This is a genomic window from Pontibacter sp. T17 (genome assembly GCF_057219875.1).
The window spans coordinates 1,133,654-1,149,241 of record NZ_JBXVVW010000001.1; the positions used below are offsets into that span (position 1 = coordinate 1,133,654).

At 60.0% G+C, this 15,588-nt stretch carries 15 protein-coding genes; 13 read left to right on the forward strand and 2 right to left on the reverse strand.

The window, feature by feature from the left end; translation table 11 throughout:
• Positions 1 to 39 precede the first annotated feature (39 nt).
• The 13 genes from AC2D8O_RS05095 to AC2D8O_RS05155 all read left to right on the forward strand — a co-directional run bounded on the left by AC2D8O_RS05095 (position 40) and on the right by AC2D8O_RS05155 (position 14,444).
• Positions 40 to 252 (forward strand): DUF350 domain-containing protein, encoded by a 213-nt coding sequence (locus tag AC2D8O_RS05095; RefSeq protein WP_484677715.1) that lies wholly within the window; start codon positions 40 to 42, stop codon positions 250 to 252.
• Between the two features lie 15 nt (positions 253 to 267).
• Positions 268 to 1,761 (forward strand): polyamine aminopropyltransferase, encoded by a 1,494-nt coding sequence (locus AC2D8O_RS05100; RefSeq protein WP_484677716.1) that lies wholly within the window; start codon positions 268 to 270, stop codon positions 1,759 to 1,761.
• A gap of 16 nt (positions 1,762 to 1,777) precedes the next feature.
• Positions 1,778 to 3,394 (forward strand): FAD-dependent oxidoreductase, encoded by a 1,617-nt coding sequence (locus AC2D8O_RS05105; RefSeq protein ID WP_484677717.1) that lies wholly within the window; start codon positions 1,778 to 1,780, stop codon positions 3,392 to 3,394.
• Positions 3,387 to 4,478, forward strand: a complete 1,092-nt coding sequence (locus AC2D8O_RS05110; RefSeq protein WP_484677718.1) for a hypothetical protein — start codon at positions 3,387 to 3,389, stop codon at positions 4,476 to 4,478. The genes AC2D8O_RS05105 and AC2D8O_RS05110 overlap by 8 nt, the downstream gene beginning before the upstream one ends.
• The gene (speD, locus tag AC2D8O_RS05115) at positions 4,475 to 4,828 is read left to right on the forward strand and encodes an adenosylmethionine decarboxylase (RefSeq protein WP_484677719.1); all 354 of its coding nucleotides are present in this window, start codon (positions 4,475 to 4,477) and stop codon (positions 4,826 to 4,828) included. The genes AC2D8O_RS05110 and speD overlap by 4 nt, the downstream gene beginning before the upstream one ends.
• Before the next feature lie 39 nt (positions 4,829 to 4,867).
• Positions 4,868 to 5,446 (forward strand): helix-turn-helix domain-containing protein, encoded by a 579-nt coding sequence (locus tag AC2D8O_RS05120; RefSeq protein WP_484677720.1) that lies wholly within the window; start codon positions 4,868 to 4,870, stop codon positions 5,444 to 5,446.
• A 109-nt stretch (positions 5,447 to 5,555) separates the two neighbouring features.
• Positions 5,556 to 7,877: a heavy metal translocating P-type ATPase gene (locus AC2D8O_RS05125; RefSeq protein ID WP_484677721.1), complete on the forward strand. Its 2,322-nt coding sequence runs from the start codon at positions 5,556 to 5,558 to the stop codon at positions 7,875 to 7,877.
• Positions 7,878 to 7,929: 52 nt separating this feature from the next.
• A complete protein-coding gene (locus tag AC2D8O_RS05130; protein ID WP_484677722.1) occupies positions 7,930 to 8,139 on the forward strand; it encodes a heavy-metal-associated domain-containing protein in 210 nt (69 codons plus the stop codon).
• Between the two features lie 143 nt (positions 8,140 to 8,282).
• A complete protein-coding gene (gene fabG / locus AC2D8O_RS05135; protein WP_484678269.1) occupies positions 8,283 to 9,026 on the forward strand; it encodes a 3-oxoacyl-ACP reductase FabG in 744 nt (247 codons plus the stop codon).
• An 88-nt stretch (positions 9,027 to 9,114) separates the two neighbouring features.
• The gene (locus tag AC2D8O_RS05140) at positions 9,115 to 11,226 is read left to right on the forward strand and encodes a foldase protein PrsA (RefSeq protein ID WP_484677723.1); all 2,112 of its coding nucleotides are present in this window, start codon (positions 9,115 to 9,117) and stop codon (positions 11,224 to 11,226) included.
• Positions 11,227 to 11,232: 6 nt separating this feature from the next.
• Complete coding sequence (locus AC2D8O_RS05145) at positions 11,233 to 12,078, forward strand: hypothetical protein (protein WP_484677724.1); 846 nt, start codon at positions 11,233 to 11,235, stop codon at positions 12,076 to 12,078.
• On the forward strand, positions 12,071 to 13,435 hold the full coding sequence (locus tag AC2D8O_RS05150; protein WP_484677725.1) for a peptidylprolyl isomerase: 1,365 nt from the start codon (positions 12,071 to 12,073) through the stop codon (positions 13,433 to 13,435). The genes AC2D8O_RS05145 and AC2D8O_RS05150 overlap by 8 nt, the downstream gene beginning before the upstream one ends.
• 37 nt (positions 13,436 to 13,472) lie before the next feature.
• Positions 13,473 to 14,444 (forward strand): AAA family ATPase, encoded by a 972-nt coding sequence (locus tag AC2D8O_RS05155; protein ID WP_484677726.1) that lies wholly within the window; start codon positions 13,473 to 13,475, stop codon positions 14,442 to 14,444.
• On the opposite strand, the gene AC2D8O_RS05160 is transcribed toward AC2D8O_RS05155, so the two are convergent.
• Complete coding sequence (locus AC2D8O_RS05160; protein WP_484677727.1) at positions 14,441 to 14,890, reverse strand: 5-fold beta-flower protein; 450 nt, start codon at positions 14,888 to 14,890, stop codon at positions 14,441 to 14,443. The genes AC2D8O_RS05155 and AC2D8O_RS05160 overlap by 4 nt on opposite strands.
• Positions 14,832 to 15,560, reverse strand: a complete 729-nt coding sequence (locus tag AC2D8O_RS05165) for a fatty acid desaturase (protein WP_484677728.1) — start codon at positions 15,558 to 15,560, stop codon at positions 14,832 to 14,834. The genes AC2D8O_RS05160 and AC2D8O_RS05165 overlap by 59 nt, the downstream gene beginning before the upstream one ends.
• Between the last annotated feature and the right edge of the window lie 28 nt (positions 15,561 to 15,588).

Genomic DNA, 15,588 nt, shown 5'->3' on the forward strand with positions numbered 1-15,588 from the left:
ATTCTGTTGAAACCTGCCCTCCAACCCCCTGATACCCTTATGGAAATCCTGCTACAGAATCTGACCTCGGTGCTGGTGTTTTCGCTGGCTGGTCTGGCCATACTGGCGGTAGCCTTCTACGTGTTCGACAAACTGTCTCCCGGCGAATTGTGGGAGGAGATCGTGCATAAGCAGAACCTGCCGCTGGCGCTCACTGCGTCGGCGTTCATCATTGCAATGGCTATCATTATTTCGGCGGCGATCCACGGCTAGGCCAGTGGCTGAGGTATGGTATACGCCCTGCTGCTGTCTGTGTTTGTGGTGGCCACGTGTGGCCTGGTGTACGAACTGATTGCCGGAACCTTGGCCAGCTACTTGCTGGGAGATTCGGTGTTGCAGTTTTCTACCATTATCGGGGTGTATCTTTTCGCGATGGGCGTGGGCTCCTTTCTGTCGAAGTATCTGACGCGAAACCTGCCCGCCCGGTTCGTGCAGATTGAAATGCTGGTGGGGGTAATCGGCGGCTGCTCGGCCGCAATGCTGTTTCTCCTGTTCGAGCAGGTTGAGTCGTTTGGGGTGTTGCTGTACAGTCTGGTGTTCCTGACAGGCATGCTGGTGGGCGTAGAAATCCCACTTATGATGCGCATACTCCAGGGGAGGTTTGAGTTCAAAGACCTGGTGGCGCAGGTGTTTACGTTCGATTACATCGGGGCGCTGATTGCCTCACTGCTGTTCCCACTGGTGTTGGTGCCATATCTGGGGCTCATCCGCTCGGCGTTCCTCTTCGGGATGCTGAATGTGGGCGTGTCCCTATGGACTCTCCATCTGTTCCGCCGCGAGATAGGCCAGTACCGCACCTTGCAGACGCTGGGCTTTCTGATACTGATAGGCTTGGGGGCGGGCTTTGCCTATAGCAACCGCATCATGGACGCCGCTGAGGCCGAGGCGTATTCCGAAGACATTATCTACAGCAAAAGTACTCCCTATCAACGTATTGTGCTGACGGCCAGCAATGGCGACCTGAAGCTGTACCTCAACGGGAATCTTCAATTTGCCAGTCGTGATGAATACCGCTATCACGAGGCATTGGTGCACCCCGGGCTGGCGGCGCTACCCAGTGCCAGGCGTGTGCTGGTGTTGGGCGGGGGCGATGGGCTGGCAGTACGTGAGGTACTGAAGTACCCACAGGTGGACAGTATCGTACTGGTAGACCTCGACGGCCAAATGACTGCACTTTTTGCCACGCATCCGGTACTGAAAGAGCAGAACAAAGGAGCCCTTACGGATCCCCGCGTGCGGGTGGTGAACGACGACGCCTTCCAGTGGCTGCGCCGCGAGAAACACCGCTACGACTTCATCATCGTAGACTTTCCCGATCCCGGGAATTATTCAGTAGGCAAGCTGTATACAACCACGTTCTATCATGCACTGAAGCAGGTAGTGGCCCCGGGTGGTGCCATCGTGGTTCAGAGTACTTCGCCGTGGGCCGCGCGCCAGGCCTTCTGGTGTGTGGATGCCACCTTGCGGGCTGTAGGCTTTCAAACACAGCCGTATCATGCGCATGTGCCTTCGTTTGGCGAGTGGGGTTATGTATTGGCAAGTGAAGCGCCATTGCAATTGGCGGCACACTATCCCCAGGGGCTTCGTTTTGTAACGCCCACCAGTGTTGCAGCGATGTTTGAATTTCCGACCGATTTGGCCCGGATGCCTGCCGAGGTGAATCGCCTGAACAATCAGGTGCTGGTGCAGTATTTCACCGAAGGGTGGAAGCAGTATGAATGAGCGGGCGGGGCATGGTATGAACCGCCGCCGCTGGCTGCAATGGGCGGGACTGCTGGGACTGGCGGGGGGGCTGGTCGGTGGCAGCTGGTGGAAGTGGGGCCGCACGCCCGAACGGAAATGGAAAGTGGTGGATGCCGGACTGTCGTGGAAGGCTGGGCACCGCTATGTGCGCGAGCATGTGCCCGCGCTGATGGACGGAGAAGCGGCCCACTACGACGTGGTGATAGTAGGTGGGGGTATGACAGGCCTGAGCGCAGGCTGGTGGCTTCAGCGGCAGGGCATCGAGAACTTCACGGTGTTGGAGCTGGAGCCCGCGCCCGGCGGCAATTCGGGCTGGGGGCGGAACGGGGTATCGGCCTATCCGTGGGGCGCACACTACGTGCCCATCCTGAACGAGGAGGCCACCTATGCCCGGCAGCTGTTTGAAGAGTTGGGCATCATTACAGGCGTAGAAAACGGCCTGCCGGTGTACAATGAGCTGATGCTGTGCCACGACCCCGAGGAGCGGCTGTTCCGCTTTGGGCAGTGGCAGGAAGGGTTGGTGCCCAAGGTGGGGGTGAGCGGGGAAGAGCTGGCCCAGATGGGCAGGTTTTTCGCTGAGATGGAAACGTGGAAGCAGCGCAAAGGTCAAGATGGCAAGCCTGCCTTCGCCATTCCGCTGGGCCACAGCAGCACCGATCCCGACCTGCGCGCGCTGGACACTCTTACCTTCCGCGACTGGCTGACACAGCAGGGCTACACCGCCGAGCCACTGCTGTGGTACCTGAACTATGCCTGCCGCGACGACTTTGGCCTGACACTGGACACGACCTCGGCCTGGGCGGGGCTGCACTACTTCGCCGCCCGCAGGGGTCAGGCCGCCAACGCCGACTCCGGCACCGTACTCACTTGGGCCAATGGCAACGGCTGGCTGGTGCAGCAGTTGGCAGGCAAGCTGGGTCAGCGGGTAGCGACGGGCCAGCTGGTGCGCGAACTGAAGCAGGAGACCGACCGTGTGCGGCTACAGGTGGTGGCCACCGACGGGCGTTCGGCGCGGGAGATTACCGCGCGGGCAGTGGTGATGGCGGTGCCCGTGTACATAGCGCAGCGTCTGCTGCCCGATGTGAAGCTGCCCGTGAAGGCCTACACCCACACGCCCTGGGTGGTAGTGAACCTGACGCTGAGCCACCCGCCTGCCGGGCAGGGCGCAGCACTGGCCTGGGACAACGTAAGCGCCCACAGCGAATCGCTGGGCTACATTGTGGCGCAACATCAGCAGATAGGCCGCCGGGAACTGCCGACCGTGATTACATGGTACTTGCCGCTGACGCATACCGATGCCACTGCTGCCCGCAAAGAAGCCTTCGAGACTTCTGTGGAAACGTGGGCCGAGCGCGCCATAGCCGATCTGGAGCGTGTGCACCCTGGTATTGGCGGCGACGTGCAGGAAGTGGCCGTGCGCGTATGGGGGCATGGCATGGTGGGGCCTACCCCCGGCCTGCTGTGGAGTGGGGTGCGCCAGCAGACAGCCGAGGCTGTGAAAGGCCGTGTGGTGCTGGCACATACCGATCTGGCCGGGATGTCTATTTTCGAGGAAGCCCAGGAGCAGGGCGTATTGGCTGCGCAGGCCGTGCTGCGCATGTTGCATGGCTGAGGCGCTTCCTACCCGTAGTTACTGGCTGCACCGCCCCTGGTGGGATGGCGTGTTCATTCTGCTGCCACCGTTTCTGGCTGTGCTGATAACCATACTGCTGCCAGCCGCCTGGAAGCAGACCGACGGCATACCGCTGGCCGCCTGGGTGGCGCTGGTGTTGTGCATAGACGTAGCCCATGTGTACAGCACGCTGTACCGCACCTACTTTGTGCCGCAGGCGCTGGAGCGACACCGTACCCTGCTGCTGCTGACCCCGCTGGTGGCGTGGCTGGGTGGGGTAGTGCTGTATGCACTGGGCAGCGAGGTATTCTGGCGGGCGATGGCCTATCTGGCGGTGTTTCACTTTGTGCGGCAGCAGTATGGCCTGCTGAAGCTGTACACGCGGTATGAGCCGCTGTCGGCACTGCGCAGGCGCTGGGAGCAGGCCACGGTGTATCTGGCCACGGGCTTCCCGCTGGTGTACTGGCACACGCACCCGCGGCGGTTTGTGTGGTTTGTTGCAGGCGATTTCTTTCAGCTGTCGGCACAGTGGCTGGTGTGGGTTACGGGCCTGCTGTATGGGGTTGCCGTTGCAGGCTATGTGGCGTTTGCGCTGGCCGATGTACGCAAGGGCAGCCAGCCCAACTGGCCCAAGCATCTGCTGGTGCTGGGTACGGCGCTGTCGTGGTATCTGGGCATAGTGGTGTACAACGGCGATATGACCTTTACGCTCACCAACGTGGTGACACACGGGGTGCCGTATCTGGCGCTGGTGTGGGTGTTTGCCCGCAAAGACCAGCAGCGCCTGCACGGAGCCGAGGCCAAGCCGTTTTCCCTGCCGCTGTGGCTGCGCAGCGGCGTACTGTTTCTGGGCATTCTGCTGCTGCTGGCCTTTGTGGAAGAGGGCCTGTGGGATGGGTTCGTCTGGCGCGACCACACGCAGTTCTTTGCCGCCTTTGCCCAGCTGCCCGAACTGGTAGACCCCGACCTGCTGACGCTGGCCGTGCCAACGCTGTCGCTGCCGCAGGTGACCCACTACCTGCTGGATGGCTTCATCTGGCGGCGCACCTATCTTTCTGACGCTACCCCTTTTTCTGCCGCATGACCAAGCCTCTGGGCCACCACTTTCTGCTGGACCTGCACGACTGCAACCGCGATCTGCTGGACGACCTGGACCAGCTGCGCGACCTGCTGGTCGCCGAGGCCACCCGCGCCGGAGCTACCGTGGTGACGCAGGTGTTTCACCGGTACAGTCCGCAGGGGGTGAGTGGCGTGGTAGTGATAGCCGAAAGCCACCTGGCGCTGCACACCTGGCCCGAGCATGGTTTTGCAGCGATTGATCTCTTCAGTTGCTCGGATACCGTGGACGGCCCCGGCCTGTGCCAGCGGCTGGCCATGCTGTTCGGTGCCCAGCGCATGGAACTGCGCGACCAGCCCCGTGGCAGTGGCTACTGAGTATGCGCGACTAGCGCAATTCGGCGTTAACTTGGCACCATGCCCGTCATTCACGTCAAACACATGGTATGCGCGCGCTGCGAGCGTGCCGTGCGCACCGTGTTTGAGGATGTGGGGCTGCAACCGCTGGCTGTAAGGCTGGGCGAGGTGGAGGTGCAGACCGCACTTACCGAGGCACAGGAACGCGACCTGCGAACACGACTGGCCGAGCAGGGCTTTGAGCTGATTACCGACCGCCGGGGCCGTATCGTAGAGCAGGTGAAGACGCTCGTTATCGAGGCCATTCACCACGGACAGGGCAAGCCCGTGCACCAGAACTTCAGCGACTGGCTGTCGGAGGCCGTAGGGCTGGACTACCCCTACCTGTCGTCGCTCTTCTCCAGCCACGAGAGCCTCACCATCGAGCGATACATCATCCTGCAGAAGATTGAGCGGGTGAAGGAGCTGCTGGTGTATGAAGAACTGACGCTGAGCGAGATAGCCGACCAGTTGGGCTACAGCAGTACCCAGCACCTGTCTACGCAGTTCAAGGCGGTAACAGGCCTCACGCCGACTGCTTTCCGGAAGGAGCACGGCACCCGTCGGGGGCTGGATCAGGTGGCAGGGCACCCGCACTGAAAATCCTGTACAACTATCTGAAAGTTGTGTAACACACGGCCGGCGCGCAGGCTGTTGTTTTGCAGTGTACTCTCACACACGCACTTCTCTCCTCACACTCTTATTGATTATGGACACGCATCAACATCACGCCGGTGGACACACGGCAACAGCCGTTCCGCCCGCGCCAGGTGGCAGCACGGCTCCCCGACAGTTCACGTTCCCGGTAGTGGGTATGACGTGCGCCTCCTGCGCCATCAGCGTGGAAAGCATTCTCAAGGGCACCACCGGGGTAGTGGATGCCCAGGTAAACTTCCCGGCAGCGCAGGTGCGCGTTACCTGGGAACCCGCCAAGGTACAGGCGGCTGGCCTGCAGAAGGCCGTACAGGCCATTGGCTACGACCTGGTGGTAACCGACGACGCCGACACCACCGACGCCGATTCCAGCCACAGCGCCCACGACCATGCCGCCATGCTGAGCCATCAGGCTTACGAGCGCCTGAAGCGCAACACCCTGTGGGCAGGCATCTTCACGCTGCCGGTGTTCATCATCGGCATGTTCTTTCACCACTGGGCGCCCGGCCCGTGGGTGATGCTGGTGTTCACCACACCGGTGGTGTTCTGGTTTGGCCGCATGTTCTTCGTCAACGGCTTCAAGCGGGCGCGGTATCTGGAGGCCAACATGGACACGCTGGTGGCACTCAGCACCGGTATAGCCTATGTGTTCAGTGTGGTAAACACGCTGTTCCCGGAGGTATTGCTGCGGGCTGGTTTGCAGCCGCACGTGTACTATGAGGCCGCCTCGGTGATTCTCTTCTTCATCCTGCTGGGCAAGCTGCTGGAAGAGCGGGCCAAGGTGCGGGCGGGCTCGGCCATACAGGCGCTGATGGGCCTGCAACCTGACACCGTGCAGGCCTGGCGTGGCGGCGGCTGGCAGAGTCTGCCGCTGGCACAGGTAGTAGCCGGCGACCGCATTCTGGTGCGGCCCGGCGAGCGCCTGCCGGTAGACGGCAAGGTGCTGGCTGGCAGCAGCCTGGTAGACGAAAGCATGCTGACTGGAGAACCTATTCCGGTAGAAAAAACCGAAGGCTCGGTAGTGACGGCTGGCACGCTGAACCAGAAGGGTAGCCTGGAAATGCTGGCCGAGAAGGTAGGTGCACAAACCGTTCTGGCCCGCATCATCCGTACGGTGGAAATGGCGCAGGGCACCAAGCCGCCCGTGCAGAAGCTGGTAGACAAAATCGCTGGCATCTTTGTGCCGGTGGTGCTGGCACTGGCCGTGCTGACGGGGCTGATATGGGCACTGTCGGGCGTGGAGCACGCGGGTACCCATGCCCTGCTCACGGCCATTACCGTTCTGGTGATTGCCTGTCCCTGTGCGCTGGGTCTGGCTACGCCTACGGCCCTGATGGTGGGCATAGGCCGAGGCGCAGAAGCGGGTCTGCTCATCAAAGACGCCGAGGCATTGGAAACCGCCTGGAAGATTGACAGCATAGTGCTGGACAAGACAGGCACACTGACCGAAGGCCATCCGCAGGTGATGGAGTGGCAGTGGGCCAAAGGCACCGAGGCGCTACATGCGAAGCTGAAGGGCGCTGTGCTGGAGCTGGAGACACGCTCGGAACATCCGTTGGCGGAGGCTGTAGTAACGCATCTGGCTACCCAGGGTGTGCTGGCCCGGCCAGTGAAGAGCTTCGCCAGCGTAACCGGGCAGGGTGTGCGTGGCGAGCTCAACGATGGGTATCTCTTTCTGGGCAACTGGCGGATGGTGGAAGCCGAAGGCGCCGCACTGCCGGAAGACCTGCAACAGCACGCCGAACGCATGGCGCAGAATGCCCAGACGGTAGTGTTTCTGGGCTGGCAAAACCAGGTGGTAGCGGTGCTGGGCATTGCCGACCCCCTGAAGCCTACCACCGTGGCCGCCATAGCACGGCTGAAGGAAATGGGCCTGACGCCCTATCTGCTGACGGGCGACAACGCACAGACTGCCGCAGCGGTGGCAAAACAGGCAGGAATTGACATAGTGAAAGCCAATGCCATGCCCAGCGACAAAAGCGCGTTCATACGCGGGCTGAAAGCCGAAGGCCACAAAGTGGCAATGGTAGGCGACGGTATCAACGACTCGGAGGCCCTGGCCCTTGCCGACCTATCGGTGGCGATGGGTGCAGGCTCGGCTATTGCGATGGAAGTGGCGGGCGTAACGCTGGTGAAGGGCGACCTCATGCGCCTCCCCGAGGCCATCACCCTCTCGCGTAAGACGATGCAGGTGCTGCGCCAAAACCTCTTCTGGGCTTTCCTCTACAACGTCATCGGCATACCGATAGCCGCGGGGCTTCTGTACCCGGTCAATGGCTACCTGTTGGACCCCATGCTGGCGGGCGCAGCAATGGCCATGAGTTCGGTGTCGGTAGTGAGCAACAGTCTGCGTCTGCGCTTCACCCGCCTTTCCTGAAGAGGCCTCTCATACACCTCATTTCCAAACAACAACCTCACTTTTTCAGACCATGAAAACGCAACAGTTTGAAACCAATATCAAATGCGGGGGCTGTGTAGCCGCCGTTAGCCCCAAGCTGAATGAAATGGAGGGCGTTAAATGGTCGGTAGACCTGACGACCCCCAAACGCATTCTGACTGTGGAAGGGGAAGTAACCGCCGAAGCGATAGAGGAAGCAGTTGAGGCCTGTGGCTTTATGGCCAAGCCTGTGGAAGGCTGATCCGGGCGCACATTCTCTCTCTACCACTCGACTCTTGCAGCCCCCTGCCTCGTCCGGCAGGGGTACTGTTTTTTAACGCTGTAGGGGAGTGTGGCTTGACTATCTTTGCCGCCCTACCCACAATCAATCGACAGAACATGAGTATGCAACGCCTGAAGGGCAAAGTAGCAGTGATTACGGGCGGCGCCCGAGGCATAGGCCGTGCCGCAGTGGAAACCTATGTGCGCGAAGGTGCCGCCGTCGCTATTTGGGACGTCGTAGCCGATGCCGGCGATGCGCTGGTGAAGGAACTGACTGCTGCCGGGGGCAATGCTGCCTTCTTCAAGGTGGACGTAACCCAGCTGGCCGATGTGGAAGCCGCCACGCAGGCAGTGCTCGCCAAGTTTGGGCAGATTGACGTGCTGGTGAACAATGCCGGCATCACCCGCGATGCCTCGCTGGCCAAGATGACGCCCGAGCAGTGGCAGCAGGTGCTGGACGTAAACCTGACGGGTGTGTTCAACTGCACCAAGGCCATCAGCGCCCACATGGTGACCCGCAGCATGGGTTCCATCATCAACACCAGCAGCATTGTAGGCGTGTACGGCAACATCGGCCAGACGAACTACGTAGCCACCAAGGCGGGTCTTATCGGTATGACCAAGACGTGGTCGAAAGAACTGGGCCGCAAAGGTGTACGGGTCAACGCCGTAGCGCCAGGCTTTATCGCTACGGAGATGATCGGCACCATTCCCGAGAAAATCATCCAGACGTTCATCGAGCGTACGCCGCTGGGCCGCACGGGTCAGCCGCAGGACATTGCCAATGCTTACCTCTGGCTGGCATCAGACGAAGCCTCGTTCGTAAATGGCCAAGTGCTTGGCGTAGACGGTGGTCTGGTAATGTAGTACAGGGCTGCTACCTAAAAAGTGGGGGTTGAAACTGGCAATAGATTTGTATATTGCCAGTTCAGCCCCCAATTGCTTTCTGTACGTTTTGCGAATCAGTACACACGTACGGTTGGTCACCAGCCCCAGCTACAGCCTCTCAGGCCTGTATCGGGTGCTGATGGCGGTTCCGCTGTTGCTCACCTTTGCGGTGCCCGCGCTGGCGCAGTCGAATGCTGCGGCCCGGTCAGAGGCGCTGTTCACCTTCAGCAACGGCCGCTCGGTAACATTGGAAGAGTTTGAGCAGGCGTTTGCCAAGCAGATGGGCACCCCGGAACGGGCGTTGAATGCCTCTGAGGCCGAGCGCCGGGCGTTTCTGCAACAGTATATAGACTTCAGCCGCAAGGTATTGGCCGGTGAGACAGCGGGTGTAGACACCACGCAGGAGTTCAAGGCCGAGTATCAGGCCTACATCCGCCAGCTGGCCCAGAGCTACCTGGTGGAGACGGAGATTCTGGAACGGCTCGAGAATGAAGCCATCAGGCGCAGCCGCGAACAGGTATACGCCAGCCACCTGCTGGTAGCGCTGCCTGCGGGCGCCCACCCCGACGACACGCTTTCAGCTTACCGCCGTGCACGGGCACTGCGCGACAGCATCGTGAAGTTTGGCCGCAAGTGGGAGTACATGGTAGCCCGCTACAGTGACGACCCCAACTCGCGCGTCAACCGCGGCGATCTTGGGTTCTTCGGCGTTTTCGAAATGCTGTATCCGTTTGAGTCGGCGGCCTATGAAACACAGGTAGGCAAGGTCTCCATGCCGATTCGCACCCAATACGGCTATCACCTCATTCGAGTAGAGGCGCGGATCCCTGACCAGCGCAGCCGGCGTGTATCGCAGATTGCGACACTGGATCTGCCCAATGGAGGGCCTTACCCTGACAGTCTGGCCTCGCGCCGCCGCGCCGAGATCCTGTACCGGCGCTTGCGTGCCGGTGAGCCGTTCCAGGATCTGGTGGAGTGCTGCTCGGAAGATCCCCAGTCGGTGCTTTCGAACGGCGACATGGGCTTCCAGCATCTTTCGCCCCAGCTGGAAATGGCCAAGGCGCTGTTGAAGCCGGGCGAATTTTCTCCTCCGGTACGGTCCAAGTTCGGCTGGCATATACTGTATATGACCGAGGAGGTGGGGCCCAAACCCGAACAGGCGCTCCGGGCTTCCATCCGTTCGCAGATTACCAGAGATGGCCGTGTTCAGTTGGCCCAGGAGGCATTTCTGAGTCAGCTGCGCCGCACCTATAAACTGCGGGTCAACAAGTCGGTCATCAAGGATTTGCAGAAGGCGCTGGGCGCTGAGTATTTCACGCTCTCGCTGTTCTCGGCCAACAAACTGCCGGTAGAGCTGCTGCGGGCGGTGGTGTTTCGCTATGCCCGCAATCAGGAAGTGCGTGTGCGAGACCTGCTCCAGTTCCGTACCCTGATGATGGACCTCTACGACGAGATTCCTCAGGGCATGTCGGCATCAGATGTTATCACCCGCGACGTTTATCGTCTGGCCGATTCGCGCCTGCTCGAATACGAGAAAAGCCGGCTGCCTCAGCGCTATCCGGCATTCCGGGCGCTTTCCCGCGAGTACCACCACGGCATGGTGCTCTTTGCCATGATGGAGCAGAATGTATGGCAGCCTGCCCAGCAGGATGAAGAAGGATTGCGCCGCTTTTACGCTGAAAAGTTGCAGCGGATACCTGAACTTCCGAGTTTCCGGATGGCTCGCGTAGTGGCCGCTGACAGCCAATCGCTGGTGCTGCTGCGCAGCAGAATCAACGCATCCAAAGGGCGTCCTGCTCCAGAGATAGAAGCCGCACTGGATCTTACGCGGCTGGGTGGGGGCTCGGCTCGGTCTGCCAACAACAGCCAGGCTGCGGCCTCGGCCTTCCAGTGGCAGGAGGAAATCGTCTCCTCGGCTGAGATGACCGACGAGGAAATACAGCGGTTTCTGGCAGAAGGCCCCGGTTTCTGTACGCAGCCGCAACTGGCTGGTGCCGTATATCAGATGGACTGTCTGCTGGAGATTTCGCGTCACAGCACCCGCGACTTTGAAGTGTTACGTCCCGAACTGGTACAGGCCTATCAGCAATACCTTGAGCGCCAATGGCTGGCCCGCCTCCGCGAGCAATACCCTGCCACCATTCATGAAGATGTTTTCCGTCGTGCGTTCCGCCGCTAATCCTGCATGAAGCGTTTACTCACTGCGCTGGGAGGTATGGCGCTGACAGCCCTTCTGGCTTCCTGTTCCAATCCCGCATCGCCCGACGCCGTCGCACAGCAGGGCAGTGCAGCACTGACGGTACAGGAGTTGCGCGACAACCTGCCGCCCAATCTGACACCCGCCGACAGCGAAAGGCTTGCCAAACTCTACATTGATCAATGGCTGCGAGATGAAGTGCTGGCACAAGCTGCCCTAGACTCGCTGCCCGACGCGGAGAAGCGCATTGCGGCCCGTGTCCAACAATATCGCCGGCGCCTGCTGCGCATGGAGTTGCAGGAGCACTGGGCCCGCACCCAACTGGATTCCGCCGTCGCCGACTCGGAGTTGCAGGCCTATTATACTTCACATGCCGATGTGTTTGTCGCCCGTAGGCCCTACTATCGTTTCTTCTATCTCTACGTGCCAAAGGCAATGGCTACACCCGTGTTTTCCCGTCGGTTGGCGCTGCTGAAGCCTGAGGAATTGGCAGGGCTGCGGGCCGAACTTCAGGCTGTGGCAGGTGCCAGGGTGAAGCTGGACAGTCTGTGGTCTGATGGCGCTGAATTACAGCTGATGGAGGCACCTTCGGGTCTACTGGAGACGTATCTGAAAAATCCACCGCGCGATCGGGTGTTGGTGGTTGTACCTCCGGAAGCAGATGCCGAATTTGCACACGTATTTATGATGCTGGGTGCAGTGCAGCCTGGCCAACCGTTGCCGCTGGCCTTGGCCCGCGATGCTGCACGGTCGGCACTGCTCTCGCGCCGGCGAAACCAACTTGTCGAACAGTCTGAATCCCGCCTGCTGAAACAGGCTCAAAACCATGAATAAGTCTCGGGCGCTTGCCTTTTTCTGTCTGATGATCTCGCTGGGGCTGGGTTTGTCTGCCTATGCGCAGATGCCTGCCGCCTCCGCGCCCGCAATAGACCGCGTGTTGGCGGTAGTAGATAATGAAATCATCCTCCAAAGCGAGGTTGATAACCAGTATCGCTACATGATACAGAATGGCAAGAAGGACGATGGGACGCTCCGGTGTCAGGTGCTGGAAGAACTGTTGGCCAGCAAGCTGATGCTGGTGAAAGCCCGGCTGGACAGTCTGGAGGTGAGCGACGACCGTGTGGAGCAGGAAGTGCAGCGTCGTATCGACTACATGGCCCAACAGATGGGCAGCCAGGAAGAACTGGAAAAGGTATACCGCAAGACCATCCCGGAGATCAAAATGGATCTGCGCGACCAGATTCGTGACCAACTGCTGGTGCAGGCGCAGCGCGATGCCATCCTCGATAAGATTACGGCAACTCCTCGTGAGGTGCGTGAGTTTTTCGATCGCATTCCCAAAGACTCTCTACCGTATTTTCCTGCCGAGGTGGAGATAAGCCATATTGTAATTGAAGCCAAGGCCAATGAGAAGTCAAAGGCCGAGACGCGCCAAAAGCTGGAGGGCATACGCGCGCAGATCATGAGTGGCGAAATGACCTTTGAGCAGATGGCCCGGTATTATGGCGAAGATGGTACCCGCAACCGCGATGGGTACCTTGGAGAGTTTGGTCGTGGCATCATGGACCCAGCGTTTGAAGAAGTGGTGTACACGCTGGAAGAAGGCCAAGTGTCGCCTGTGTTTGAAACACAGTTTGGCTTCCACATTGCGAAGCTGTTGAAGCGCGTTGGTGATAAAGTACAGGCCAGCCATATTCTGCTGATGCCCCAGCTGACGCCTGATGCCGAGGAACAGGCCAAGAAACGGCTGCGAGAAATTCGAGAACTGATTACCACCGATTCACTGAGTTTTGCGCGTGCGGCTTCGCAGTTTTCCGAAGACCGCGACAGCAAAGACAACGGCGGCATTATTACCTCTTCGTCTGGCGACTTCCGTATTCCGCTGGATCAACTGGAGGCTGATCTCTACTTCAAGGTGGATGGCATGAAACCCGGAGAAGTGTCAGAGCCGATGGCGATGACTCAGGAGCCGGGCAACCCACGCAAGTCGTATCATATCATCATGCTGCGCAAGCGCCATTCGCCCCACCGCGCCAACCTTGAGCTGGACTTTCTGAAGTTTCAGAATGCCACCATACAGGCAAAAAATGCCACCGAGATGGACCGCTGGTTTCAGCGTGCCCGTCAGCAGGTGTATATTGAAATCAAGGAAAGCGAGTGCAGCCAGGCCCTTACCGACTGGCGCCAGTAAGCTCTCTTTTCGCTCCTCCATCCCCCCGCGCAGACCCGTGCAATTTGCCAACGATGTACAGGCAGCCGAAGTGCTGCAAGCCCGTTACGCCAGCCTCAAGCAGGAGGTAGGCAAGGTTATCATCGGGCAGGAAGAGGTCATTGACCGCCTGTTCATCGCGATGCTGTGCCGCGGCCATGCCCTGCTGGTGGGTGTGCCGGGCCTGGCCAAAACACTGCTCATCAGCACACTGGCACAGGCGCTGGACCTCAAGTTCAGCCGCGTACAGTTCACGCCCGACCTCATGCCCTCCGATATTCTCGGCACCGAGATTCTGGAGATTGAGGCCGAGACAGGCAGGCGCTTCTTCAAGTTTGTGAAGGGGCCAATCTTCGGCAATGTAGTCCTGGCCGATGAGGTAAACCGCACGCCACCCAAGACGCAGGCCGCACTGCTGGAAGCCATGCAGGAACGCCGAGTGACTGTAGCCGGGCAGACTTATCCATTGGACGAGCCCTTCTTCGTACTCGCTACCCAGAACCCCATTGAGCAGGAGGGCACCTACCCATTGCCTGAAGCTCAGCTGGACCGCTTTCTCTTCAACCTCTACGTAGACTATCCCAGTCATGCTGAGGAGGTTGCTATTGTAAAGGCTACTACTGCCGAGCAGACGGCCAAAGTGCAGCCAGTGCTTACGGCTGCCGAAATCGTACATTTTCAGGGTCTTGTGCGCCGCGTGCCCGTGCCCGACAATGTGGTGGAGTATGCCGTCAATCTCAGCTCACGCACCCGTAAGGGCGCCGACCCAGAGATCGACCGTCTGGTGTCGTGGGGGGCAGGCCCGCGTGCCTCGCAGGCGCTGGTGCTGGGCGCCAAGGCGCACGCACTGCTGCGCGGTAAGTACAGCCCGGATATTGAGGATGTGAAGGCCATAGCGCTGCCAGTGCTGCGTCACCGGATCGTCCCCAGTTTCACTGCAGAGGCCGATGGCATCACTGCCGACGCCATTGTGCGTAAACTGTTGGCCTAGCGCTTGAAGAAAAAAAAGAAAAGCAGGGCGGTCTGTTCGCCCTCGCCGCCATCACTGCGGCCCATGTATCGGCCACTGTCGTCATAGACACGCCCACCATCTACTTTGCCCTGATATCGGCCACTGCTGTCGTAAATGCGCCCGCCGTCAATTTTACCTTCGTAGCGGCCGTTGGCGTCGTATACCCTGCCGCCATCCACCTTGCCGAGATAGCGGCCCGAGCCGTCGTACACACGGCCACCGTCCATCTTTCCCATGTAGCGCCCGCTGTCATCGTAGATGCGGCCACCGTCCACGCGTCCGGTGTAGCGGCCACTGCTGTCGTAGGTCCGCTGGGCGTTTGCCGCCGATGGCAGCAGAAGCAGAAGTGCCAGGGCCAGCAGCAGACTAGTGCTTGCGCTGCCACAGACGCCACCAAGGCGTGCCAGGACTGTCGTGATGCTCATAGTGGTAGCCGAAAAAGTAGCAGGAGACAAAAGCCCAGAGGTGATTGCGTCCTTGACTGCGGCTGCGGTGCCGGTTGTCAGGCGCATGGGTGCCTCGATGGGGCAGCCAGGTGCCAAAGAAGAAGAGCTGGAACGTGCTAAGCACCGCTGGCAGCATCCAGAACAGGATAACATTCTCCAGCGGGAAGAAAAAGCGGTACAGCACATTGAACGTGAGGGCCATCAGCAGCATCTGCCACAGGTTCACATATTCCATCAGAAACTTCAGGTACCAGGGAAAGAATGCATCTGAGGCACCGTCAGCATGGTAGTCGGGGTCGTGGTTGGTGCCTGCGTGGGCGTGATGCAGGTGGTGCTTGCTGCGCAGACGGAAATAGCCGTTGTAGGCATGGAGCGTAGCGCAGAGCCAGCCGAGCACATCGTTCAGGCGGCGGTTGCCGGGGGCGATGGTGCCGTGCATGCCGTCATGGGCGGTGATGAAGAGCCCGGTGTAGAGGTGGGTTTGCAGCAGCACCCAGAGCCAGGGCCACGGCGAGCGCCAATCGTGGGCGTAGGGCAGTGCCAACGCCAGCGAGCCAACCCAGGCCATAAGTATCAGCAGCGCCATACCTACGCCGAGCCATTGCGGTACAAGGCTTTGCGGCTGTTTGCGGGAAAGAGGAAGCTGCATGTGTAGCTAACAACATACTGCCGCCGGA